19 protein-coding genes are annotated in these 24,016 nt (G+C 50.0%); 6 read left to right on the forward strand and 13 right to left on the reverse strand.

Annotated elements, in window-relative coordinates:
• Positions 1–25: 25 nt before the first annotated feature.
• The 11 genes from mnmG to T499_RS0108415 all read right to left on the reverse strand — a co-directional run bounded on the left by mnmG (position 26) and on the right by T499_RS0108415 (position 12,325).
• Positions 26–1,939, reverse strand: a complete 1,914-nt coding sequence (gene mnmG / locus T499_RS0108365) for a tRNA uridine-5-carboxymethylaminomethyl(34) synthesis enzyme MnmG (RefSeq protein WP_033150616.1) — start codon at positions 1,937–1,939, stop codon at positions 26–28.
• A gap of 4 nt (positions 1,940–1,943) precedes the next feature.
• Positions 1,944–3,845 carry a S41 family peptidase gene (locus T499_RS0108370; protein ID WP_033150791.1) on the reverse strand — a complete coding sequence of 634 codons (1,902 nt, stop codon included), beginning with the start codon at positions 3,843–3,845 and terminating at the stop codon, positions 1,944–1,946.
• On the reverse strand, positions 3,838–5,685 hold the full coding sequence (locus T499_RS0108375; protein WP_369793389.1) for a DNA topoisomerase IV subunit B: 1,848 nt from the start codon (positions 5,683–5,685) through the stop codon (positions 3,838–3,840). The genes T499_RS0108370 and T499_RS0108375 overlap by 8 nt, the downstream gene beginning before the upstream one ends.
• 98 nt (positions 5,686–5,783) lie before the next feature.
• Positions 5,784–6,938, reverse strand: coding sequence for a hypothetical protein (locus T499_RS0108380; protein ID WP_033150618.1), 1,155 nt, complete (start codon positions 6,936–6,938; stop codon positions 5,784–5,786).
• 70 nt (positions 6,939–7,008) lie between these two features.
• A complete protein-coding gene (locus T499_RS0108385; protein ID WP_033150619.1) occupies positions 7,009–8,169 on the reverse strand; it encodes a class I SAM-dependent methyltransferase in 1,161 nt (386 codons plus the stop codon).
• A 3-nt stretch (positions 8,170–8,172) separates the two neighbouring features.
• The gene (locus tag T499_RS0108390; RefSeq protein WP_033150620.1) at positions 8,173–9,324 is read right to left on the reverse strand and encodes a hypothetical protein; all 1,152 of its coding nucleotides are present in this window, start codon (positions 9,322–9,324) and stop codon (positions 8,173–8,175) included.
• Positions 9,325–9,341: 17 nt separating this feature from the next.
• On the reverse strand, positions 9,342–9,737 hold the full coding sequence (locus T499_RS0108395; RefSeq protein ID WP_033150621.1) for an FMN-binding protein: 396 nt from the start codon (positions 9,735–9,737) through the stop codon (positions 9,342–9,344).
• Between the two features lie 15 nt (positions 9,738–9,752).
• Entirely contained in the window at positions 9,753–10,175 is a 423-nt protein-coding gene (ybeY, locus tag T499_RS0108400) for an rRNA maturation RNase YbeY (protein ID WP_013063024.1), read from the reverse strand.
• 2 nt (positions 10,176–10,177) lie between these two features.
• Entirely contained in the window at positions 10,178–10,627 is a 450-nt protein-coding gene (gene coaD, locus T499_RS0108405; protein WP_013063844.1) for a pantetheine-phosphate adenylyltransferase, read from the reverse strand.
• A 1-nt stretch (position 10,628) separates the two neighbouring features.
• A complete protein-coding gene (gene ruvB, locus T499_RS0108410) occupies positions 10,629–11,663 on the reverse strand; it encodes a Holliday junction branch migration DNA helicase RuvB (protein WP_033150792.1) in 1,035 nt (344 codons plus the stop codon).
• An 83-nt stretch (positions 11,664–11,746) separates the two neighbouring features.
• Positions 11,747–12,325: a LemA family protein gene (locus T499_RS0108415; protein ID WP_033150622.1), complete on the reverse strand. Its 579-nt coding sequence runs from the start codon at positions 12,323–12,325 to the stop codon at positions 11,747–11,749.
• 78 nt (positions 12,326–12,403) lie between these two features.
• Here T499_RS0108415 and T499_RS0108420 point away from each other — a divergent pair, with 78 nt between their 5' ends.
• Positions 12,404–13,534, forward strand: coding sequence for an SGNH/GDSL hydrolase family protein (locus T499_RS0108420; protein WP_033150623.1), 1,131 nt, complete (start codon positions 12,404–12,406; stop codon positions 13,532–13,534).
• Positions 13,535–13,552: 18 nt separating this feature from the next.
• Here the strand turns inward: T499_RS0108420 and dusB are convergent, their stop codons facing one another.
• A complete protein-coding gene (gene dusB, locus T499_RS0108425) occupies positions 13,553–14,500 on the reverse strand; it encodes a tRNA dihydrouridine synthase DusB (protein ID WP_033150793.1) in 948 nt (315 codons plus the stop codon).
• Between the two features lie 101 nt (positions 14,501–14,601).
• On the opposite strand from dusB, the gene T499_RS0108430 reads away from it, so the two are divergent.
• Together T499_RS0108430 and dprA are read left to right on the forward strand one after the other, a co-directional pair.
• Positions 14,602–15,897 (forward strand): DUF2851 family protein, encoded by a 1,296-nt coding sequence (locus tag T499_RS0108430; protein ID WP_033150624.1) that lies wholly within the window; start codon positions 14,602–14,604, stop codon positions 15,895–15,897.
• A gap of 6 nt (positions 15,898–15,903) precedes the next feature.
• Positions 15,904–17,028, forward strand: a complete 1,125-nt coding sequence (gene dprA, locus T499_RS0108435) for a DNA-processing protein DprA (RefSeq protein ID WP_033150625.1) — start codon at positions 15,904–15,906, stop codon at positions 17,026–17,028.
• Here the strand turns inward: dprA and T499_RS0108440 are convergent.
• Positions 17,018–17,788 carry a Rossmann-like and DUF2520 domain-containing protein gene (locus T499_RS0108440; protein ID WP_033150626.1) on the reverse strand — a complete coding sequence of 257 codons (771 nt, stop codon included), beginning with the start codon at positions 17,786–17,788 and terminating at the stop codon, positions 17,018–17,020. The genes dprA and T499_RS0108440 overlap by 11 nt on opposite strands.
• Positions 17,789–17,891: 103 nt before the next feature.
• Between T499_RS0108440 and T499_RS0108445 the strand changes: the two genes are divergently transcribed.
• The 3 genes from T499_RS0108445 (at position 17,892) to T499_RS0108455 (ending at position 23,988) form a co-directional block, all read left to right on the forward strand.
• A complete protein-coding gene (locus T499_RS0108445; RefSeq protein WP_052173567.1) occupies positions 17,892–20,759 on the forward strand; it encodes a M16 family metallopeptidase in 2,868 nt (955 codons plus the stop codon).
• Positions 20,760–20,765: 6 nt separating this feature from the next.
• The gene (locus T499_RS0108450) at positions 20,766–21,383 is read left to right on the forward strand and encodes a CatA-like O-acetyltransferase, family 2 (RefSeq protein WP_033150627.1); all 618 of its coding nucleotides are present in this window, start codon (positions 20,766–20,768) and stop codon (positions 21,381–21,383) included.
• Between the two features lie 187 nt (positions 21,384–21,570).
• Positions 21,571–23,988 carry a TonB-dependent receptor gene (locus T499_RS0108455; RefSeq protein WP_084163032.1) on the forward strand — a complete coding sequence of 806 codons (2,418 nt, stop codon included), beginning with the start codon at positions 21,571–21,573 and terminating at the stop codon, positions 23,986–23,988.
• Positions 23,989–24,016: the final 28 nt, after the last annotated feature.

Consider the following 24,016-nt stretch of genomic DNA (forward strand, 5'->3'; position numbering starts at 1 on the left):
CTATTCCTTTGTTTCACGTGGAACATTATCTACCCATCAGTACCAACAGTACATTAATGTCGCTGGGCGATACACCTGGGATGCGACTGGCCTGTGCTAATGTCTCGGGCTGAATTTTCTGCAGCTTCTGTCGGCATTCGGTAGAAAGACCTTGCAGTTCTTCGTAGTTAAAGCGACCTTTTATTCGTATATTCTCCAAACGGTGCATCTTGTCGGCCACCAATCGTTCGCGTTCGATATAACCTTTATATTTCATACGAATCTCTGCAGCTTCGGCTATCTCTTCTTTTCGATTGGATGGGCGATCAAGTGCTTCTTTGAGCGATGGAATCACTTCTGAGAGATTCTTGAGGTTCAACTGCGGACGGTTAACCAAATCTGACAGTTTGCAGCCAAACTGTAGTGGGGTAGTGCCAAGAGCCTCGAGGGCTGAGTTGATCAGACGAGGTTTGATGGCGAAGTTCTGACAGAAAGCTTCGATTTCTTCGATAGCTTGCTTTTTCTGAAGCCACCAATCGTAGCGGTCTTTTTTTACGATACCTAATTCATAAGCCTTTTCTGTGAGTCGCGCATCGGCATCGTCCTGGCGCAGCAGAATACGATATTCGGCTCTTGAGGTAAACATGCGGTAAGGCTCGTCGACGCCTTTTGTTACCAAATCATCGATTAATACGCCAATATAAGCCTCGTCGCGATGCAATACAAACTGCTTGTTGGCAGTATCGCTACCAGCGCAACCTGCTTTAAGTGCTGCGTTGATACCCGCCAAGGTTCCTTGTCCGCCAGCTTCTTCGTAACCGGTTGTTCCGTTAACCTGTCCGGCCATGAATAATCCATCTATTATCTTCGATTCCAACGAATGATTCAGTTGGGTAGGATCGAAGAAATCGTATTCGATGGCGTAACCTGGGCGATATACCTTTACGTCTCTGAAGGCTGGCATCTTTTTCAGTGCCTCTATCTGAACATCCATCGGAAGTGACGACGAAAAACCATTTAGATACATCTCGTTGGTATCCTCGCCCTCTGGCTCCAGGAATAATGGATGCTTATCGCGGTCGGGGAAAGTAACCAGCTTCGTTTCGATCGAGGGACAATAACGCGGTCCTATCGATTGAATCTGACCGTTATATAGCGGTGAATCCGCCAATCCGCTCTTCAGAATCTCGTGAACTTCGGCGTTGGTATTTACTGTCCAGCATGGTAACTGCTTTAATGCGCCACCTTTATTCATATAGCTGAACTGATAGGGGCGTGTTTCGCCAGGCTGTACTTCCAGGTCCTCGAAATGAACCGAACGTTTATCTATACGTACAGGCGTACCGGTTTTCATGCGGGCTGCTGTTACGCCGTGACGGGTGATACTCTCGGTGAAATGGGGTACAGCAGGTTCGGCTATACGTCCGCCGGGTACCATCTTTCTGCCGATATGCATCAAACCATTCAGAAACGTTCCTGCGGTGATTACAATGCTCTTGGCGTAGATTTCTGTGCCCCAGATGGTACGTACTCCAACGGCACGGATATCGCCGCTCTCAGAGCCTGAAATGGGCTCTGTAAGCAATTCGTCGGCCTGATCCTGCCACACATCCAGATTATCGGTTTCATCGATTGTACGGCGCCATTCCCAGATAAACTTGCCGCGATCGCATTGAGCGCGAGGGCTCCAAACGGCTGGACCCTTACCAACGTTCAGCATGCGGAACTGGATAGAAGTGGCGTCAGTAACCAATCCCATCTGACCTCCTAAAGCGTCTATCTCTCTGACTATCTGACCTTTAGCAATGCCGCCTATAGCTGGATTGCACGACATTTGTGCAATCTTGTTCATATCCATCGTTACCAGACAGGTCTTCGCACCCATGTTGGCCGAAGCACAAGCGGCCTCGCATCCCGCGTGACCGCCTCCGATAACAATTACATCGTACTTTAATATCATATTCTTATTTTACTGTCTCTTTCTCGGCTTCTTTCCATGCCGTTATGCCGCCTTTAAGGTTCAGTACCTTGTAACCCTCGGCTGCTAGTTTTCCTGCAGCCATGCTGCTACGATGACCTGTGCGGCAATATACCATGATGGTCTTTTCCTTTGGCAGCATGTCTGTTGCTTTTTTCATGAAATTCAGACTATCTTTCACGTCGATATTGATTGCGCCTTTCAGGTGTTCTGCGTTAAATTCCTCAGGTGTGCGTACGTCTACCAGCACGCAGTCGTTGGCGCAGTTCTCGAGTGTCTTTTGGAATTTATCTACATCGATGGTTGTAAACGCCTGCTTAGCAATTACCTCAAGTGCACGCTTTACCATCGCGTTTTCTTCGTTGAATACAGAGAAATACTCACTCATATCCCAAATATCGCGTGCTATCAGGGCCTTGAGTTGTAGGCGCAAATAGGGCAGTGTCTTTTCGAGTTCTGCCTGATCTTTGGGTTTGATATTCTGTTTCTCACCATTCTTTAGAATGGTGTCTACCAAATCCTGTGGTACTTCATACTTTTCTTTGAACTCAGCGAACGATGGCCAGGCCTTCTTCAGCTGCTTGCGATGATTATCCACATAGCGCAGGTTCTGCTGCAAGATGATGCTTTTAGCTGCCAACTCGCGATGGAACTTGGTATAGATGGTGGTATCCAGCGGGCAGTATTCGTCGGGCATGATACCTCCACCGCCGTAAACGGTACGATGCTCGCGTAATGTCTGATACTTCAGCGAGTCGGCAAAGTGGATACTGTCGGCATTCGTCAGCTCGCCGCTTTTCAGTCGGTTAATCACATCCATCGCATAGTCGCGGTTCTCGCCTTTGGTGTAAGGCTTCTGAATACAGCGACCTGATGGGGTGTAGTAGTGGGCGATGGTGAGACGAATCATAGAGCCGTCGGGCAAATCGAGTGGGCGCTGAACAAGGCCTTTACCGAACGTACGGCGACCAACCACAATACCGCGGTCCTGATCCTGTATCGCTCCGGTTACAATTTCGGCCGCTGACGCCGTATAACTGTCAACGAGTACAATTACCTTACCCTGACGAAAAACGCCGCTTCCATCGGCCTTATATTCGGTTCTGGGCACCTTTCTGCCCTCGGTGTACACTATCAGATCGTTTTTCTGAAGAAATTCGTTAGCAATATCCACCGCAGCCTTCAGATAGCCGCCGCCATTCTCCTGTAAATCCAGAATGAGATACTGCATACCTTGGTCGCGCAGCGTTTTCAGTCCCGCTAAGAACTCCTGATGGGTTGTAGCGCCGAAATTGCCAATACGTATATAGCCTATCTGGGGACGGATCATATATACGGCATCTACCGATTTTACGGGGATTTTATCGCGTGTAACGGTAAATGTAAGACGGTCTTTGATGCCTTGGCGGATAACGCCCAGTTTTACTTTCGTGCCCTTAGGACCACGCAGGCGTTTCATAATCTCCTCTTTCGACATTTTTACGCCAGCGATAGCCGAATCGTTTACCGATATGATTCTGTCGCCAGCGATGATGCCAACCTTTTCTGAAGGACCGTTTGTGACGGGCTGAATAACCAGCAGTGTGTCCTCGATAAGGTTAAACTGTACGCCGATACCCTCAAAATTGCCTGCAAGTGGCTCGTTGGCATCTTTTACCTCCTTGGGCGTTAGATACGAAGAGTGGGGGTCCAGCTTATCTAGCATGCCTCTGATACCGTCTTCAACCAGTTTTTTCTCGTCTACACTATCTACATAGAGGTTGCTGATGGCTATCTCGGCAAACTGCAGCTTGCGTAGAGGCGAGTCATCACTGTTGTTGATACGGAACTGCGCGTGGGCATTCATTGATGCCATACACAGCAGCAAAGAGGCAAATGTCTTATTCATAAATGTCTTCTTCAGGGCGGTCTTCCTCAACCACCAGATTATCGATAATAAAGTTCTGGCGCTCCATAGTGTTCTTACCCATGTAGTACTCCAGCAACTTAGCTACTTGGTCGGTTTTGTGCAGCGTTACCTGCTCCAGACGCATGTCGGGACCGATAAAACCTGCGAATTCATCGGGCGAAATCTCACCTAGACCTTTGAATCGGGTGATTTCTGGATCGGGTCCTAACTCCTCGATGGCCTTCTGTCGCTCTTCGTCGCTATAGCAGTAACGTGTGATGAAATCGCTTTTTTTGTCAGATTTAGCATCCGCTTCGGCGATGGTCTTCTTGTTTTTGATCTTTGTTCTACGGTTACGAACGCGGAACAATGGGGTTTGCAGCACGTAAACGTGGCCTTTCTTGATGAGTTCGGGGAAGAACTGCAGGAAGAAGGTGATGATGAGCAGGCGGATATGCATACCGTCCACATCGGCATCGGTGGCCACAATAACCTTATTATATCTCAGTGTGTCCAGACTCTCTTCGATGTCGAGAGCGGCTTGTAACAGATTGAATTCTTCGTTCTCGTAAACTACCTTCTTGGTTAATCCAAAGCAGTTCAGGGGTTTACCACGCAATGAGAATACGGCCTGGGTGTTTACATCGCGGCTCTTGGTGATGCTTCCGCTGGCCGAATCACCCTCGGTGATAAAGATACACGACTCTTCCTTGCGGTCGTTCTTCACATCACTGAAGTGGATACGGCAATCGCGCAGTTTGCGGTTGTGCAGATTGGCTTTCTTGGCACGTTCGCGGGCCAGTTTTGTTACACCAGCCATTGCCTTGCGGTCGCGCTCGCTCTCTTTAATTTTATTCTCAAGCACTTCAGCCACATCCTGATGGATATGCAGATAGTTGTCAACTTCGGTCTTGATAAAGTCGCCTACATATTTGTTGATGCTCACACCGCCCTCAGGAGCCATGGTGAGCGAACCCAGCTTGATCTTAGTCTGACTCTCGAACAGCGGTTCCTCTACATTGATGGCGATGGCAGCAACGATACCTGTGCGGATATCGCCGTATTCGTATTTGCCGTAGAACTCCTTGATAGTACGGGCAATATGCTCCTTAAAGGCGCTCTGATGTGTTCCGCCCTGGGTGGTATGCTGTCCGTTTACAAACGAGTAATACTCCTCGCCATACTGGTTGGCATGGGTAAAGGCTATCTCGATATCCTCGCCCTGCAGGTGAACAATCGGGTAGAGTGCATCGCTGGTCATACGGTCTTTCAGCAGATCCTCAAGTCCGTGACGCGACAGAATGCGGCGACCATTGTACATGATGGTTAGTCCGATGTTCAGATACGTGTAGTTGCGAAGCATGTTTTCTACGATTTCATCGTGGAACTTGTAGTTCACAAACTTCGTGGCATCGGGTTCAAAGTAGATGTATGTACCGTTCTCGTCCTGAGAGGGTTCTGTAACGTCGCTTATCAGTTTGCCGCATTCAAAAACGGCTTTGCGCACTTTGCCTTCGCGATAGCTGTGCACTTCGAAGTGGCTGCTCAGCGCGTTAACCGCTTTCACACCCACACCATTCAGTCCGATTGACTTCTTGAAAGCCTTAGAGTCGAACTTACCGCTGGTGTTCAGGATGCTTACCGACTCGATCAGCTTGCCCTGTGGGATGCCTCGACCATAGTCGCGTACTGAGATGCGCAAGTTATCCTCTACGTTTACTTCGATTCTATCGCCGGCTTTCATCTTGAATTCGTCGATAGAGTTATCAAACACTTCTTTCAGCAGCACGTAGATACCGTCTTCTGCTGATGATCCGTCGCCTAATCGGCCGATATACATACCAGGGCGCAAGCGGATGTGCTCCAAACCGGTAAGGGTCTGGATATTACCTTCGTCGTAATTGACGGTTTCGGGATTAATCAGGTTGTTATCTTCGTTCATAGATTCTTTTTGAAACATCTTCTGCGTTTATGTTGAGTGTGCTCCAGATACTGCCACTGGCTCTGCACTTTCTCATTTGTCTCCATTTCAACGTTGGTTTCACCCCACTTGAAGCCGTATTTCTGGTAGCGTGGGATGAGGTCGTAGAACAGCAGGGCGTTGGCACCCTTCTGCTGATATTCGGGCAGGATTCCTACCAGCATCAGATCTACACACTCGGCCTTGTGGAACTTGAGTGCTCTCAGACAATGCCACCATCCGAAAGGCCACAGACGACCTCGGCGGCACTTCTGCAGCGCGCGGGTCATCGAGGTGATCGAGATGCCCACACCAACAATGTCGTGGTTGGGTGTGTTCCAGTCTTCAATCAAGCAAACCAGGTTCATATCGAGCATGGGGAAATACATCTTCAGGTATTCATCTATCTGAGCCTCAGTCATTTGTGAGTAGCCATACAGGTGCCCGAAGGTTTTGTTGACCACTTCGAGAACCTTGCGACCAATCTGCTCTTTACCAAACACCTGACTGCGCTTGGGGTGTGCTGGGTGCAGATTATAACGCTTCATCACCAGCTCGGCAATCTTCTTGAATTTATCGGGGATACCTTCTTTAGGTACGATGAGTTTGAACTCCACGTAGTCGTTGTCTTTCTCCCAACCGCCTAACTGTTCCAAATGTTTGGGGTAGTAGGGGTAGTTGTAGATAGTGGCCATGGTGCCCATCTGGTCGAAGCCTTCGATGAGCATGCCTTCGGGGTCCATATCGGTAAAGCCTAACGGACCAACCATTTCGGTCATGCCTTTCTCGCGGCCCCATTTCTCAGCGGCGTCGAACAAGGCCTTGCTCACCTCCAAATCGTCGATGAAATCTACCCATCCAAAGCGCACGCTCTGACGGTTCCAGGCATCGTTGGCACGATGATTGATGATAGCGGCTATGCGTCCAGCTACCTTACCATCCTTGTAAGCCAGGAAATATTCGGCTTCGCAAAACTCGAAGGCGGCATTCTTGTCTTTGCTCAAGGTATGCATATCGTCGCTGAACAAGTTGGGCGCATCGTATTGATTGCCCTTATACAAGTCGTAGTGGAAGTCGATAAAGGCTTTAAGACTTTTCTTATCCGTGACTTTTCTAATTTCTACTGCTGACATATTCTCTCTTTGTTCGTTAAGCTTAAAAACGATGCAAAGATAAGAAAAAAGTGGCAAATAACAAAAAATATTATGATATTTTTCGGCAAACCAGCAGCAGATGGCCTTTCTCGGCGCTTGTGGTGGCAAAAATATATACCTCGCCTCCGTCTTTCAGCTTCAGTCGCTTTCTCAGGTCGGCTACTGATAACGGGAAGTTCCTCACGGCGATATTGGCTTGAGCGATGCCTGCCAAGCCTGTTTTCAGTTCCCGTTTGTTCATCGTACAGGTGCGTTCAATCACAAATCCGCGCCCTGGGAAATCGGGGATTATCTGCTCCGATAGGAACAAATGACTGTTTTTATCGGGCTGACTGATGCCGAAACGTTGGGCTATGAGTTGGAAGCATCCGGCTTTCATCACCGATGCGTTGGGTTCGTACAGATATCGGGGATTGGATGGCTGCTGATAAAAATTGCGGATTTCATCGTTCGATGTGTAACTGAATACCTGTCCGTCGTTTACGCAGAACACCTTTAGATTCTGGACTTTTCGATCTACTACCAAGAGCAGCTCTTTGCACTCGTTGGTCACCGAAACGATATGAACTTCGCTTACATTTCCGATGTCCAAAACGGCTTTCTGCCAATCGAGCATGGGTGATAGTTTTATTATCACGCAATCGGCTTTTTCAAGCATTTCATCGATAAGTTCCAGCACGTTTGGGGTGCAGTCGGCAATGCCGTAGGTGCGCCCGCCATGCTCGTTGCGTCGGGCTGGGTCGATAAATATCAGGTCGGCATGCTCCATCTTGTGCAGATACGCCACACCGTCGTTGCAAACCACGTTGATATGCTGTAAGCCTAAACACACGTAGTTAGCCGATGAAATGGCGCATAATGCCGCCTGTTGCTCTACGTGCACCGCTTCGGTAAAGTTGACCGACATAAATGCCATATCAACGCCAAAACCAGCGGTTAAATCTACTATTCTTTTGCCTTTGCCGGCTATCTGGGCTTTATAGCGGGCTGTGGCTTCGCTCGAGCATTGCTCCATCGACAGGTGAGGCGGATACACAATGCCGTCGTTAGCCGCCCATGATGGTATTTTTACGCGCGCTTTCTGCCGGCCTGCTATCTGGTCGAGTGCGTACGTCATGTCCACTTCAGGGTTCTTCTTGCCTTGAAGTGCCAGTTGCCGTACGTCGTCGTTAGCATGACTACGGATAAATGCGAGCGTGGCCTCGTTCATTGTTTATAATGATGCGATAAAGTCTTCGAACAGCTTGCGGTTCTTTCCTGGTGTGATAATGTGGTGATTACCAATGGGGTGGGTCAGGAAGTAGGCAGTCTGCTCATTATCAGCCAGTTGTATTATCTGCTGCGTGCGACAGAGGTCGGGTTTTGCCTGATTTCTTACCAGTTCGCCCTCGGCCATGAAACTGCGCTTCAGATTGCCTGATACCTTGAATACTGTAACAGGTCCTTCCTTCATGAAACCTCTGATTCCAACGCCTATTCCCGACTCAAAATGCGTATCCAGTTCGTAGCGCTCTACCATATTCAATGGTATGGTGCAATGCGCAAACAGCATCTCGCCTGTTTCGGGGTTAATCTGCGATGGATTAGCCTGGAAACCTGATACGCCCAGCAAGGCATTGGTGATAGCCATCGATAACATGGCTGGCACATCGCCTTCGCAACCGGCCACAATACCCTCGGCATTCAGCTTGGCCAGTGCCCAGCAACCTGTATTATGTACGGCTGTGAGCAAGTCGAAACAACGCAGCGTAAAGCCTTGTAGATTGTGCTTGTTTACAATAGTTTTCAGAGCCTGGTAGATACGATCTGGCATCTCGCCTTCGGTTACCTTGTCGATACCCTCTAACAGTTCCGAAATGGGCACTTCTACCAACTCGATACCTAACTTGGTTTTTACGGCTTTTGGATCGGCTACGCTCGAAATCAGCCAGTCGGAAGGTTCGCCGATAATGCCCAAGCGGGCACCGTTCAGCTGGCGTTTTGCTTCCTGCACCTTCTGTAAGGTCTGCAGTCGGCGTGCGATGTAATCGGCACTTCCGTGAATAATCTCGCCCTGCAGGTAGTTCTGCTGCAGATACGAGAGAATCTCCATCGATGCCGCCAGCGAGTTGCTTTTACCCGATGTGAGCAGATAGAAAGGTGCCTGTGACTGCTGACGCAACTGGGGCAGCAAGCGCTTGAAAATACCCTCGGTACCGCCTGTGCGCACATAAATGACCGACAGCGTGTGAGTGCCGTAATCGCTATAATCGTTGCCTTTCAGCGTGTATTCAATCCCTAAGCTACCCAGAAACTCCTGAGTAACTGCTCCTACAGCCGCCTCGTCGTGCAGCTCCGAAGTGAGTGTATAAATGGCTATATCCATAGGCTTTTGCACCGTGATTAGTGCTTAGAATAGTAATCCAATCCTAACTGTACGTTTTCGATAACAGCTTTCGATGAGTAGGTGGCACCTGTTACGGCATCAACCTTCATCTTCTTGGCATCCTTAACCTTTACGCCGTTCCACTTGTCCAGCAGGTGCTTCTTCACCTTCAGGAAATACTTGGGTGTTTCCTGGTTTTTCATTGCCTCAATCTTTACCACCTTGTTTTTCTGGATGTATATCTTTAGCGGTGTAGCGCCCAGAAAGCCCTGTACGTCCTTGCCCAGTGTAGTGGTGTTGATTACTGTCATCCCGTTTTCCTTAGTCATCGTGTCGTCGGCCTTCCAGCTCATCAGCGTGAGGGCGACAACCATCAGTGAGCAGCAGCTCACAGTCATCATCAATCTCTTCATATCTTTCCTTAAAACTTATTCTTCTTCTTTCAGCAAGGCAAGTGCCTTATCCTCAGCGGCTTCCATGATTTCGCGCTCGCCGGGACCCTTGTCGTTAATGCCGCACAGGTGCAGAATGCCGTGAATGATTACACGGTGCAGCTCCTCGTCGTAGGGGCGACCGAACTTGTCGGCATTGGTAAACACCGTGTCGACAGAGATGTAGATATCACCGCTGATGGTTTTACCCTCGCAGTAGTCGAAGGTGATGATATCCGTGTAGTAGTCGTGACCCAAGAACTGATTGTTCACTTCGAGAATCTTCTCATCGTTCACGAACAAATAGCCGATTTCACCGACTTTCTTACCATAACTGGCTGCCACCTGGCGAATCCAGCTAGTAGTCTCTCGCTTCTTGATGTTAGGGAATTTCACTCCCTCTGCTTCGTATATAATCATAGTTAATGTTTTTTCGGTATATAAGCACTTACATCTACGCCAAAATGCTGCAGCTCGCGTACAGCACTCGATGATACACTGGCCAGTTCAGGCTCAGTATAAAGCAGAATCGTCTCGATACCACCCAAGCGGCGATTAAAATCGGCCTGCCATTGCTCGTACTCAAAGTCGCTCGCCGTGCGCACACCTTTTACGATGAATTGGGCGTTTTCGGCTTTGGCAAAGTCCATCGCTAAGCCGTGATAGGGTTTCACTTCTATGCGTGGATCATCGGCATAGAGCTCTTTGATAGCCTGCATACGCTCCTCGGCTTTGGGCATATCGGGCTTGTGAACATTATCGCCAACTACGCCGATTACCAATCGGTCGAAGAGTGGCAATGCACGTCGCACGATAGAATCGTGACCAATTGTAAAGGGGTTGAAACTCCCCACAAATATTCCTGTTCTCATATCAGTCAAACAGATTGGGTTGCATAATGTTTCCGCCATAAGGGTTGCGACCGAAGTGCTTGTAAGCCAGCTCGGTAACCATACGCCCGCGAGGGGTTCGCTTGATAAAGCCCTCCATGATGAGGAACGGCTCGTATACCTCCTCTACGGTGCCTGCATCCTCGCCGATAGCTGTAGCGATGGTGGTGATGCCCACAGGACCGCCACGGAACTTATCGATGATGGTAAGCAGAATCTTATTGTCGATTTCATCGAGACCGTACTTGTCGATGTTCAGGGCTGTGAGTGCCACGCGGGTAATCTTGGTGTCGATGGTACCGTTGCCTTTCACCTGGGCAAAGTCGCGCACACGGCGCAACAGGGCGTTGGCGATACGTGGCGTTCCACGCGAACGGCCTGCAATCTCCAGGGCAGCATCTTCGGTAATGGGCACACCCAGGATGTTTGCCGAGCGCTCTATGATGGCCTGCAGCGTTTCGGGCTCGTAGTACTCCAGGTGCATGTTGATACCGAAACGGGCACGCAAAGGTGCTGTAAGCAGTCCGCTACGGGTGGTGGCGCCCACCAGCGTAAACGGGTTCAAGTCAATCTGGATGCTACGTGCCGACGGACCTTTATCAATCATGATGTCGATGCGATAATCCTCCATAGCGCTGTAGAGATATTCCTCGACTACAGGCGAGAGACGGTGGATTTCGTCGATAAAAAGCACGTCGTTCTTTTCGAGCGAAGTCAGAATGCCAGCCAGGTCGCCTGGTTTATCGAGCACAGGTCCGCTGGTAATCTTGAAACCTACACCCAGCTCGTTGGCAATGATATTCGATAAGGTTGTCTTACCCAGTCCTGGAGGACCGTGCAGGAGTGTGTGATCCAGTGGCTCGCCACGATATTTGGCGGCCTCTACAAACACCTCTAAATTCTCTACAACCTTTTTCTGACCGCTAAAGTCACTAAAGCTCAGCGGTCGTAAAGCGTTCTCAAAGTCTTTCTCGCCTTGAGAGAAGCGTTCTTCACGAATATCGAAATCTTCGTCCATCATATTTCGTGTGCAAAATTACGAAAAAAGCCACAGACTACAAAATAATCTGTGGCTATTTATAATTTTTCACTTTTCGCGCTTTATTTTTTAAAGGCTTCATCGAGATCGGGATAGTCCTTTTTCTTCTCGTTGTCAACCTTCAGATAGTCTTTTACATCGAAATGCAGCATCTGTGCAACGATGCTTGATGGCCACTGGCGAACCATACGGTTCATCTTGGTAGCGGTATCGTTGTAAACCATACGCGACATGCGTACGTTCTCCTCGTACTCGGTCTGTCCTGCCTGTGCATTCTGGTAAAGCTCGCTGGCTTTCAGTTCTGGATACTGCTCAACCACTACGTTCAGGCGGCTCATCATCTGACCTAACAGATCCGACTGGGCGTTGATGCCTGCTGGTGTGGCGGCCGATGTGTGACCTCCGCGGGCTTCAATGGTCTGGATAATTGTTTCGCTCTCGTGCTTGGCATACTGTGCTGCCGTTTTAGCCAAAGCTATTACTGCATCGAAACGCGAATTAAGCTGAACCTCAATCTGGCTCAGGGCATTTTTGCACATTTCATCGAGACTTACCAGGCTGCGCTGGGTTGAAATAAAGTAACCGATGATGATAACTGCGAGGGCGACGATAACGCCGAAAAATACTCCTACTGCTTGCATAATTTAAAATTTTATGGTTTAATTGGGGCAAAGATACAAAAAGATTTCGTAACTTTGCCACCAAAACTTAAAAATTATATGAAAAAATTGTTTTTGATAGCTTTCGCAGCTATGTTGTGCCAACAGCTGATGGCCATTAAAACCATGCCTATCCAAGGCGAAGTAATCAAACCTACTGATGCCCACATTCAGTATGCCGGACGTATCAGCTTTACTAACCCCGAGCGCCCTGCGTTCAACTTTCCTGGTGTGCAGATAGTGGCAGCCTTCGAGGGCACCTCTTTGCGCATGCTGGCCAAGCCGCAGAGTGGTTATTTTGTGGCTCAGATTGACAAGGCCGAGCCTTTCAAGGTGGCTTTTCGTGGTGAGCGCGATTCGCTGGTGACCTTGGCTACAGCGCTGGCAGATGGTGTGCACACGGTTAAACTGATGTATGCCATCGAGGGTTACGAGTTTTTCCCCGAGTTCTGGGGTTTTGTGCTCGATAAAGGCAAAAAACTGGTTGATGCGCCTGCTTTTCCCTCAAGAAAGATAGAATTCATCGGCAATTCGATTACCTGTGGCTATGGTAACGAGGGATTGAAGAAAGAGGAGCATTTTGATTATGCTACCGAGAACCATTATTACTCGTACGCCTCGATCACAGCGCGCAATCTGAATGCGCAGCACTGGGTGGTGGCTCGCAGCGGTATCGGTGCCTATCGCAACTACGACGGTCCCAAGACGGGCAACCCCGAGTCGAACATGCTGGTGCAGTACGAGTATGTGGGCTATGCCTGGAAGCCGGAACTGCGCCACGAGGCTACTTTCTTGCGCGAAAAATGGGATTTCGGCCGTTATCAGCCTGATGTGATCTGCATCAATCTGGGTACCAACGATACTTCGACCAACAACTACGACCTGAAGCTGCTGAAGCAGAACTACAAGAAGTTGCTGCAGATGGTGCGCCTTCATAACCCCAAGGCTAAGATTGTGTTCCTGTCGGGTTCGATGCTGTATAACAATGAGTTGCAGCAGGTGAAGCAGTTGCTCGACGAGGTGACTGCCGAAGCCAAGAAGGCTGGCGATAACGAGGTTTACCGCTTTGATATGGCGCCAATTTCGGGCAACGAGTGGTATGGCAACGATTGGCATCCCAATGTGTATCAGGACGAAAAGATGGCTGGCGAACTCACAGCCTATCTGCGTTCGCTCATGGGGTGGTTCTAAGAAAGTAAATTAAAAGGATTAGCCCAACAGCTTTCGTGTATCCTCCAGTATCTGCAAGAGCTCGTCCATCTTCTCGGCTCTCAGCATGGCGATACGGGTCTGTCGGAAATCGGGAATTCCTTTAAATATAGGTGTAGCAGCGAGGTGTCTTCTGGTATGGAGGATACCTCGTTTCTCGTCTATACGCTCCACGTTGATACGCAGCAGCTCCTCAAGGATGTCCAGCTTCTGGTTGAAGTCGAGTTCCTCGCGACTGAAAATCCAAGGACAGCCGAACGTGGCGCGACCAATCATGATGGCATCTACGCCGTAGGTCTTGAATGCCTCGTCGGCCTCGTCAAGATTGTGAATATCGCCGTTACCTATAATAGGAATATGTATGCGTGGGTTGCGCTTCACCTCGCCAATCAGCGTCCAGTCGGCCTCGCCTGTGTACATCTGACTGCGTGTGCGGCCGTGAATGGTCAGCGCTTTAATGCCGCAATCCTGCAGCTGTTCGGCCAACTCGGTGATAATCAGCTGCTCGTGGTTCCAGCCAAGGCGTGTTTTCACCGTTACGGGCAGCTTTACGGCATCTACCACCTTGCTGGTAATCTCCAGCATCTTTGGTATGTTCTGCAGCATGCCTGCGCCAGCACCCTTGCCTGCCACCTTTTTTACAGGGCAACCGAAGTTAATGTCGATCAGATCCGGACCGGCTTGTTCCACGATTTTGGCCGCTTCAACCATCGCCTCTACGTCGCGACCGTAGATCTGTATGCCTACGGGGCGCTCGGTATCGCTGATGGTGAGCTTCGAGATAGTAGATTTTACATCGCGTATCAGCGCTTCGGCGCTTACAAACTCTGTATATACCATCGCAGCTCCAAACCGCTTGCAAAGCAGTCTGAAACCAATATCAGTCACATCCTCCATCGGTGCCAAAAACACCGGATTTTGTCCAAATTCTATATCGCCTATCTTCATTTCGGGTGCAAAGTTACGCATTTTTTCTGATATTATTTGGCAGATTGCAAATAATCATGTATTTTTGTGCACAAATTTTTACTTATAGCTAAATAAACCATATGGAACAATTACTCCATTATACTTGGAAACTGAAGCTTTTTCCGCTGAAAGAGCTGCTCACAAGCGATGGTATGCTGGTTGAGGTGATCGATCCGGGCAAGCACAACAGCGATGCCGGGCCCGATTTCGTGAATGCTAAGATTCGCATAAATGGCACTATGTGGGCGGGCAATGTTGAGATTCACGACAAGTCGAGCGACTGGTACGTACATGGGCACGACAAGAACCGCGATTACGACAATGTGATACTGCATGTAGCCAGAGAACTGGATACCGAAGTGATGAAGAGCAACGGTCAGTATGTACCTCAGCTGCAGCTGGATGTACCGCCGCATGTGCAGGCACATTACGATGAATTGCGCCAAACCGAGGAGTATCCGGCCTGTTATAAGGTGATACCCGATTTGCCCTCGCTCACTATTCACTCGTGGATGGCTGCCCTGCAGGTTGAGCGCCTGGAGCGCAAAACGTCCGATATCCGCCGCCGTGTAGAGCGTTGCAACGGCTCGTGGGAGGATGGCTATTTTACCACGTTGGCCCGCAACTACGGCTTTGGCATTAATGGCGATGTGTTCGAACAATGGGCGCAGAATGTGCCCCTGAGTGCTGTGGCGCACCATCGCGACGATTTGTTTCAGATCGAGGCCGTCTTCTTCGGTCAGGCAGGATTGCTGGAGCTGGATGCTGTGCCCGAGTGCTACCAGAAAGAGGCGCTCAACGATGGCTACTTTGCCCGCTTGCGCAACGAGTACCAGTATCTGGCGCATAAATTCTCGATGAAACCGATTGATTTCCGTCTGTGGCGGTTCCTTCGCCTGCGCCCGCAGAACTTCCCTCACATCCGCTTGGCGCAGTTGGCCAACCTGTATTATCAGCAGAAGGCTGGCCTGAGTCAGCTGATAGAGTGCGAAACCCTCGATGAACTCAAACACGTGCTCAGCTCGCAGGTTACGCCTTATTGGGAAACCCATTACACCTTTGGCTCCGAGAGCGCTAAGAACGCCAAACATCTGTCGGTTGGCTCCATCAATCTGTTGATGATTAATACCGCCATCCCCATGCTGTTTGCCTATGGCCGCCATCAGTCGAAAGAGGTGCTTTGCGATAGGGCTTTCGAGTTTCTCGAGCAGCTCAAGGCCGAGAACAACCACATTATCCGTATGTGGCAGCAGGTGGGACTGCCTGTTAAGTCGGCTGGCGACTCGCAGGCGCTCATACAGCTTAAAAAGGAGTATTGCGACAAGAAGGACTGTCTGCGTTGTCGCTTTGGTTACGAATACTTAAAACGCAAATAAACACCTATGAACCAGGAAATATTTTATGCAATGGCGCTTACACGCCTTACTAACTTTAACTTCCAGCTGGCGTTAGAGATGTACAAAACCGTTGGTAGCGCCCAGAAACTATACGAACACCGCCACAAGGTGGCCGACCTGATACCTGATTGCTCGCCACGCCTGGTTGCCGCCCTGAAGGACTGGGGCGACGCGATGAAACGGGCCGAATACGAGTTGAAGTACATGGAGGAGCACCAGATACGCGCCATTACGCCACTCGACGACGACTACCCCCAGCGCATGCTGGAGTGCCCCGATGCGCCGCTGGTGCTGTACTATAAGGGTAATGCCGACCTGAACCAGCAGAAAATCATCAGTATCGTAGGTACGCGCCACATCACCACTTACGGGCAGGATATCACGCACAGGTTTATCAGCGAGCTGCACGAGATGTGCCACAATGTGCTGATTGTGAGCGGTTTGGCTTATGGTGTAGATATCTGCGCCCATCGCAATGCCCTCGAGAACGGCTATCAGACCTTGGGTGTGCTGGCTCACGGATTAGATCAGATTTACCCCTATCACCATCGCGACACAGCTGCCGAGATGACCACCCATGGCGGACTGCTGACGGAGTTTATGACCCAGACCAATGCTGATAAGGTGAACTTTGTGCGTCGCAACCGCATTGTGGCAGGTTGTGCCGATGCTACCATTGTGATTGAGAGTGCTGCAAAAGGTGGCAGTCTGATAACAGCCGAGATAGCACAGAGCTACAATCGCCCCGTATTTGCGTTCCCAGGCAATGTGGGCCGACCTTACTCCGAGGGTTGCAACCATATTATCCGCGATAAGGCTGCCGAGTTGATTACCAGCGCATCCGACTTTGTTGAGGCTATGGGTTGGCAGGATGATATTATCCGCCAGCAGGCTTTGGCAGGAGGTATCGAGCGCCAGTTGTTCCCCGAACTATCGGCCGAAGAACAGAAAATCGTCAGTCTGCTGCAGCAAACCAACGATCTCCAGATAAATGTATTGAGTGTGCATGCCAACCTGTCTATCAGTCAGGTTACGGCGCTGCTTTTCCAACTCGAAATGAAAGGTGTGGTAAAAGCGATGGCTGGTGGCACCTACCATCTTATTTTGTAGCATCCTCGTGAATGCTCTCGGCCATCAGCTTGTAAATCTGTCGGGTGCGTTCGTCGCTCAGCAGCTCCATCTGCATCTGCATCACGCCCGTATCCCAGCGCATCATCGGGCCCGTCTGTGCCTGTTTCGGGCTCAGCGTTGCTACTTTTCGTGCCGTTTCATCGATAAGCGGCAGGAATAGCTTAAAATCCATCTGCTCCTCTTCAAGCACCTTTTCGGCCAGTCGGTAGCAATGGTTGGTAAAGTTGCAGGCCAGCACGGCTGCCAGGTGCAGTTTTTTGCGCTGTGCCGATGTGGCTGGCACCACATTCTGCGATACGCTCTCGGCCAGCGTGCGGATAGCGGATAGCGTGGCATCGTCCGAAGCCTCGATAAAACAAGGTATCGGCTTAAAATCCACGGGTTTGTTCTTCGAGAATGTCTGCATCGGGTACAGCACCCCGTAGTGCTGTGCGTATGGCTGCAGCACCCCCATCGCTATGCTGCCCGCTGTGTGCAGTATGATGGCGTTCTGCGCCTTGCGGCCCACCTTTTCGGCCAGTGTGGCGATGGCATCGTCCTTTACCGAGATGATGTAGATATCGGCATTTTCGCTGATTTCATCGATGTTGGTGGTGTAGGCACATCCCAGCTTAGCTGCCAGCTCGCCGGCATGCTCTGCTGTCTTGCTAAACACCTGTACTATCTGCTGCCCAGCCTTGCTCAAGGCCAGTCCCAGCTGCGTTGCCAAATTTCCCGATCCTATAAAAACTATCTTCATAATGGCTGCAAAGGTACAAAAAAATATTAACTTTTGTAGTAATAATTCTTTTTACTCAACAAAAAAGACTATTTTTGCACCCAAATTTTAACTATTAGGACGTATGAAAAGAACTGCATTATCCATTTTCGCTTGCGTGGTTGCACTTACAGCAACGGCACAACTCGATGTAAAGGAGTTTAAACTTAGTAATGGCATGACCGTTTGGGTTAACGAAGACCACTCGCAGCCCAAGGTGTTTGGTGCCGTTGTGGTTAGGGCTGGCGCCAAGGATTGTCCTAATACCGGTATTGCCCACTACTTTGAGCACATTATGTTTAAGGGTACCGACCGCTTGGGTACCATCGATTACACAGCCGAAAAACCTCTGCTGGATAGCATTTCTGCCCAGTACGACCTGTTATCGCAGACCAAGGATGAGGACGTGCGAAAGCAGATTCAGCAGCACATTAACCAGCTGAGCCTGAAAGCTGCCGATTATGTGATTCCTAACGAGTTCAACCGTCTGATATCAAAGTATGGCGGTAGCAGTCTGAATGCGGGCACTGGCTACGATATGACTTTCTATCACAACGAGTTTCTGCCCCATTTCATCGAGCAGTGGTGCTGGTTAAACTCTGAGCGACTGATTACCCCCGTATATCGCGGATTCCAGGGCGAATTGGAGAATGTGTACGAAGAAAAGAACCGTTCGGCCGATGGAATGGGCGATGCAATGGATAAAGTGATGGGTGCTGTATTCAAGACTCAGCCTTATGGCTATCCCATCATTGGTTCTACTGAGAATCTGAAAAACCCACGCCTGTCGGATATGGCCGAATTCTACAAGAAATACTATGTGGCCTCGAATATGGGTCTGATTCTCTGTGGCGACATTACGCCCAGCGACGACTTGACCGCTCTGCTTGAAAAGACGTTTGGTCGTGTGCAGACGGGCCCTGTGCCACAGCGCGGTTATAGTCCGATGCCAGAGATTCAGGCTGGTGAACGACAGGAGGTTACACTCCCCATACCGCTTATTGGTGCTGAGGCATTGGTATTCAAAGGCGCTACCGATTACGAGCCCGATGCTAATGCTCTGGAACTGGCCAACGGACTGCTTTCTAATGGCAAAGCTGGTTTGCTCGACTCGCTGATGAACGAGCATAAGGTGATGGCATCATTCGCCCTGAATGTGGGGTTCGACGATGCCGCAGGTACAGCCGTGCTCATCATCCCCAAGCTGTTTGGAAAGATGAAAACCGCCGAAGGACGCGTGATGGAGCAGATTCAGCAGGTGATTAATGGCAACTTTAGCGACAGTCAGCTTGAGGCCCTGAAACAAGAGGAGGTGATGAGTGCTGAGAAGAGTCTGGAAACCATCAGCAGCCGTTCTGAGTTGCTGGTCGATCTGTTCTCGAAAGGCAAGACCTGGCAGGATGCGCTCGATAAAATCGAAAGAATTAAGCGCCTTACCAAGGCCGATGTGGTAGCCGCCGCCAAGAAGTACTACGGCACCAACTACATAACGCTGGTAAAGAAGTATGGTACACCTAAGAAGGAAACGCTAAAACAGCCTGGCTATAAGCCCATTCAGCCAAAGAATACTGATGCCAAGTCGGACTTTGCCCGCCAGCTGGAACAGATACCTGTAATACAGACCGAAATACGTACCGTTGACTTGCAGACGGCTGTAGATACCAAACAGCTAAGCGATCACGCCACCTTATATTATAAGCAGAATCCTATCAACGACATCTTTACGTTTAACCTGCGTTTCAAGGATGGTAAGCTGCACACACCAGCACTCAGCGTACTCGGCTCTTATCTCTCGTCGCTAGGCACCGATTCGCTCAAGAAACAACAGTTGGAGCTGGCTTGGCAGAAGATAAACACCACGATGGAAATAAATGCTGGTAGCCATACATTTGTGTTCAGCCTTACAGGTCCAGATAAGCAGTTCGAACCAGCACTCCGCTTGCTGGCCCACTTCCTGCAATCGGCCAAGGGCGACGACGAGGCGCTGAGCGACGCTAAGGACGAGGATAAGGTTGACCGCAAGAGCTTTGGTAAACAGAAGGACGATGTGCTCGCCCCCATGCGCGAATATGTGATGTATGGCAGCAAGTCAACTTATCTTAACCAGCTGAGTAAGAGTGAGATAAAGGCACTTAAGAACGAAGACCTGCTCAGTTTGTTCCGCGAGGTGCAGCAGTATGATTGCGAACTGTTGTATTGTGGCACCAAGACTATCTCCGAGGTGGCTGCAGCAGCGCAGCAGGCGTTGCCATTGAGCAACTGTACACGCAAGGAGGCCGATACCTTCCGCCCATTGCAGCAGTACACCGAGCCAATGGTTTACTTCTACAACGTACCCAAATCGCGCCAGAACTATGTGATAAGTTTCGATGCCATCAGTCCGCTATCAACAGCCGACGATCGTGCTAAACTATCGCTCTTTGGCGAGTATTTCGGTGGCAGCATGTCGTCGGTTCTCTTCCAGAATGTACGCGAGTTCCGTTCGCTGGCCTACAGCACTGGCGGCCGTGCCTATACCACCAGTCTTGCTCAGCATCCTGATGCCGTTCTGGGCTATATCACAGCCACTGGAACCCAGGCCGACAAGACGATGGAAGCCCTTGCTACCGTGGATTCGCTGCTGCGCCAGATGCCGATGAAGGAGAATAATCTGGATGCCGCCCGCCAAAGTGTGCTCAACGACATACAGAATAGCTATCCCACCTTCCGCAACATGCCTGCTTTCGTGGCCAATCAGCACATGCTGGGCAATACTGTCGACCCCAATGCCGCCAAAGCCCGACTGCTGCCTGGTATCACAGCTCAGGACATCATCCAGTTCCACCAGCAGCACATTGCAGGCAACAACAACCGCGTGTGGATGATTATCGGCGACAAGAAACTTACCGATATGAAAGCCCTTGAGCGCTACGGCAAGGTGGTTGAGCTTAAGAAAGAAGATGTATATAGATAAAAATAGATGAAACAAGAAGTTAATCCGCAGGATACCAGCAGGGCTAAGGCTTTCGGACTATGGATGAAGTCGCCTGTGCCTATGGTTACATTTACCAAAACGTTCGATGTAACGCGTTTGTATAAGGTGTGTAAGCGCAGGGGCGTAAAGTTTAACACGCTGCTGTGCTGGTGCATGGGGCGTGCTGCCGCAGATAGACCAGAGTTCTACCTGTTGCCCGAGAATGGCAAGCTGTATAAGTACGACCGCCTGGCCATCAACGTGATTGTGAACCACAAAAAGGGTGATATCTGTTCGTGCGATGTGCCCTATAGCGATGATTTTAATCAGTTTGCAGCCGATTACGATCGGATGACGCAGACGGCCATCGACACCTGCGAGAGCACCTTTGATGAGGAGGCGATGATTATCGGCACCTCGGCTATGACGGCCACCCAGCTCGACAGCATCGTCAACCAGTACTCGGGTGTTTTCAATAACCCCTTCCTGGCTTGGGGTCGCTATCGCAAAAGTTGGTTCAAGGTGTGGCTTCCCATCTCCATGCAGTTCCATCATGCCCAGATGGATGGGGGGCATGCCGCCCAATATCTCGAGGATCTGCAGCAAATCATCAACCATCTGTAACGGTAGTTCCCCCGCAAGGAACTGCCAGTTTCCCTAGTCGCAACCATTAGTTTCCCTTATTTTTGCTATCAGGCAACTCCTAATTTTTTTTCATTATTTTTTGCATTATATAAAAAATAGTTGTATATTTGCAGCGTACATCGTGAGATGAATTTCAGAATTTATAATATCTAAAACAATTATTTTTATGAGCAAAACAACGATTATTAACCTCTTGTCGACCGCTATTTTACTTTGCGGAACTATGAGCGTGCAGGCCGAAACCCTGCGTGGAACTGTAAAAGATGCTGTTACGGGCGAAGCGCTGATTGGTGCTACGGTAAAAATTGCAGAATTAGAGAATGCGGCTGCTGTTGCCGACATGGATGGTAACTTTACCATCAAGATAAGCAAGGGCGGACGTTTCACCATCGAGACCAACTATATTGGTTACGAGCCCAGTGTGATGAAGGAAATCCTGATTTCGGGACCCAAGGAGGTAGTGCTGGAGATTGCCCTGCGCGAGAACAGCACCGAGCTGAAGGAGGTGGTGGTTAAGCCCCGTGTAAACAAGGAGGCCACCGTTAACCCGTCGGTACTCACCGGTGGTGTGATGCTCTCGATGGAAGAGGCCAGCCGATTTGCAGGCGGTTATAACGACCCTGCCCGACTGGTGATGTCGTTTGCCGGCGTATCGGGTGATGCTGGTGGTAGCGGACTCTCGATTCATGGTAATGCACCTGAGCGCATGCAGTACCGCATTGAGGGCGTTGAGGTGTTTACACCCAACCACTTTAACGATATGTGGAATGCCGGTTACGGACTGGTGAGCGGTATGAACTCGAACGTGATTGCCAACAGCGACTTCTTTACTTCGACCTTCAACGCCAACTACAACAACGCCCTGAGTGGTGTGTTCGACGTGAAGATGCGCTCGGGAAACAACTCCAAGCACGAGAACATCCTGCAGATTGGTACCGTATCAGAGGAGTTGACGCTCGAGGGTCCTATCTCTCGCAAGAACAACAGCAGCTACATCATCAACTACCGATATGGTTTCACATCACTGGTAGATAAACTGGGACTGGTTGACACTGAGGGTTCGCACTTGGGCTTCCAAGATTTCTCAGTCAAGCTGAACTTCCCCACCAAGCGTGCTGGTACCTTCTCTATTTTCGGTTTAGGTCTGTTTGATACTAACCACGACGACCCATTGAAGATTGAAGATGCGCATTCGGTTTACGACGCTTCGAATAATGACAGCAAACTGACGCAGATTCTGGCAGGTGCATCTCACAAAATCCACTTCAACAACAAGTGGACCTGGCGCACCACTGTGGCCTACAATATGCAGCACCTGAAGAGCAACATGCATTACTATGGGTTTGCACGCACTGAAAATGGTACCATCAAGCAGCCATTGGCATACGAGGATCCCAACAACCCAAAGAGTAAGATGTACCCCTACAGCCAGCAGCAGATGAACGAAGACCGACTGGTATTCAACACAGAGCTCTCGAAGCAGGTCACCAGCAAGTGGCTCACACAGTTCGGTGGTGAATACTCGCATCGTTTCTTCAACCTCTACTACCGCTCGCACGACAAGCTCTACGATACGGTGAACCCCATGACTGAATATACCAAGATGAAGGACAACACCGGACTGGCCAACCTGTTCTGGCATAACATCTTTAACCTGAGCGACAAGTTCAGTCTGTCAGCAGGTATCTCTGGCAACTACTTCCTGCTCTCGAAAGACCTCTCGATTGAGCCACGCGTGAGCTTCAAGTGGGAACCAAACGAGAAGAACAGTTTCTCGATGGGTTACGGTCTGCACTCAATGATTGAGAAGCTCGACGCTTACTTCTATCGCGACGGCAACGACCGTCTGGTCAACAAGGACCTGGGACTGACCAAGGCACACCACCTGCATGCCACCTACATGCATAAGTTCAACAGCAACCTGACACTGCGCGTGAATGCCTTCTACGAGTATGGATTCGACACGCCAGTGGGCATCAACGGCAGCACCTATTGTGTGACAAACCGTTACTACAACTATACCGACGAGCCACTGGTGAACAAGGGCAATACCCGCAACTATGGCGGTGACATCACCTTGGAGCACTACATGTCGCATGGATTCTTCGGACAGACCAACTTCTCGCTCTATAAGGCAGAGTATCGCGGACAGGATAAGGTATGGCGCAACCAGCTGTACGACCGTGGTTTCATGTTCAAGATCCTGGGCGGTAAGGAGTGGATGATTGGTAAGAACGTGCTGAACGTGAGTGCCAAGTACAGCATCCAGGGTGGTCTGCGCTACACACCTGTCGACGTAGATCAGATGCGTGCCCGTGTGAACATGGGTATCATTGATGATGATCCTATCTACAAGGAAGGCGAGGAATTCACCAAGCGCTTCGATCCAACAGGCGTAGTGGATCTCACCATCAGCTATAAGATCAACAAGCGTAAGGTGAGCCACACCATCGCTTTCGAGGGTCTGAATGTTCTGGGCGCCAAGGTGCCACAGTACCAGCGCTTCGACCTGGGAACTCGCGATGTCCGCATAGACGATGGCGGTATCGCATTCCCAAACATCTTCTACCGACTTGATTTCTGATCAGAGGGCAGATGCCTGCTGATCGTGT

It is taken from the genome of Prevotella sp. RM4, from assembly GCF_000701965.1.
Classification (GTDB): Bacteria; Bacteroidota; Bacteroidia; order Bacteroidales; family Bacteroidaceae; genus Prevotella; species Prevotella ruminicola.

Excerpts from the sequence above, each read along its gene's own strand:
- dusB (WP_033150793.1), bottom strand. The coding sequence starts at position 14,500 with ATGAAGATAGGCGATATAGAATTTGGACAAAATCCGGTGTTTTTGGCA.
- mnmG (WP_033150616.1), bottom strand. The coding sequence starts at position 1,939 with ATGATATTAAAGTACGATGTAATTGTTATCGGAGGCGGTCACGCGGGA.
- ruvB (WP_033150792.1), bottom strand. The coding sequence starts at position 11,663 with ATGGACGAAGATTTCGATATTCGTGAAGAACGCTTCTCTCAAGGCGAG.
- dprA (WP_033150625.1), top strand. The coding sequence starts at position 15,904 with ATGAACCAGGAAATATTTTATGCAATGGCGCTTACACGCCTTACTAAC.
- T499_RS0108380 (WP_033150618.1), bottom strand. The coding sequence starts at position 6,938 with ATGTCAGCAGTAGAAATTAGAAAAGTCACGGATAAGAAAAGTCTTAAA.
- T499_RS0108420 (WP_033150623.1), top strand. The coding sequence starts at position 12,404 with ATGAAAAAATTGTTTTTGATAGCTTTCGCAGCTATGTTGTGCCAACAG.
- T499_RS0108375 (WP_369793389.1), bottom strand. The coding sequence starts at position 5,685 with ATGTATATCGGCCGATTAGGCGACGGATCATCAGCAGAAGACGGTATC.
- ybeY (WP_013063024.1), bottom strand. The coding sequence starts at position 10,175 with ATGATTATATACGAAGCAGAGGGAGTGAAATTCCCTAACATCAAGAAG.
- T499_RS0108450 (WP_033150627.1), top strand. The coding sequence starts at position 20,766 with ATGAAACAAGAAGTTAATCCGCAGGATACCAGCAGGGCTAAGGCTTTC.
- T499_RS0108445 (WP_052173567.1), top strand. The coding sequence starts at position 17,892 with ATGAAAAGAACTGCATTATCCATTTTCGCTTGCGTGGTTGCACTTACA.
- T499_RS0108415 (WP_033150622.1), bottom strand. The coding sequence starts at position 12,325 with ATGCAAGCAGTAGGAGTATTTTTCGGCGTTATCGTCGCCCTCGCAGTT.
- T499_RS0108430 (WP_033150624.1), top strand. The coding sequence starts at position 14,602 with ATGGAACAATTACTCCATTATACTTGGAAACTGAAGCTTTTTCCGCTG.
- coaD (WP_013063844.1), bottom strand. The coding sequence starts at position 10,627 with ATGAGAACAGGAATATTTGTGGGGAGTTTCAACCCCTTTACAATTGGT.
- T499_RS0108440 (WP_033150626.1), bottom strand. The coding sequence starts at position 17,788 with ATGAAGATAGTTTTTATAGGATCGGGAAATTTGGCAACGCAGCTGGGA.
- T499_RS0108455 (WP_084163032.1), top strand. The coding sequence starts at position 21,571 with ATGAGCAAAACAACGATTATTAACCTCTTGTCGACCGCTATTTTACTT.
- T499_RS0108395 (WP_033150621.1), bottom strand. The coding sequence starts at position 9,737 with ATGAAGAGATTGATGATGACTGTGAGCTGCTGCTCACTGATGGTTGTC.
- T499_RS0108370 (WP_033150791.1), bottom strand. The coding sequence starts at position 3,845 with ATGAATAAGACATTTGCCTCTTTGCTGCTGTGTATGGCATCAATGAAT.
- T499_RS0108385 (WP_033150619.1), bottom strand. The coding sequence starts at position 8,169 with ATGAACGAGGCCACGCTCGCATTTATCCGTAGTCATGCTAACGACGAC.
- T499_RS0108390 (WP_033150620.1), bottom strand. The coding sequence starts at position 9,324 with ATGGATATAGCCATTTATACACTCACTTCGGAGCTGCACGACGAGGCG.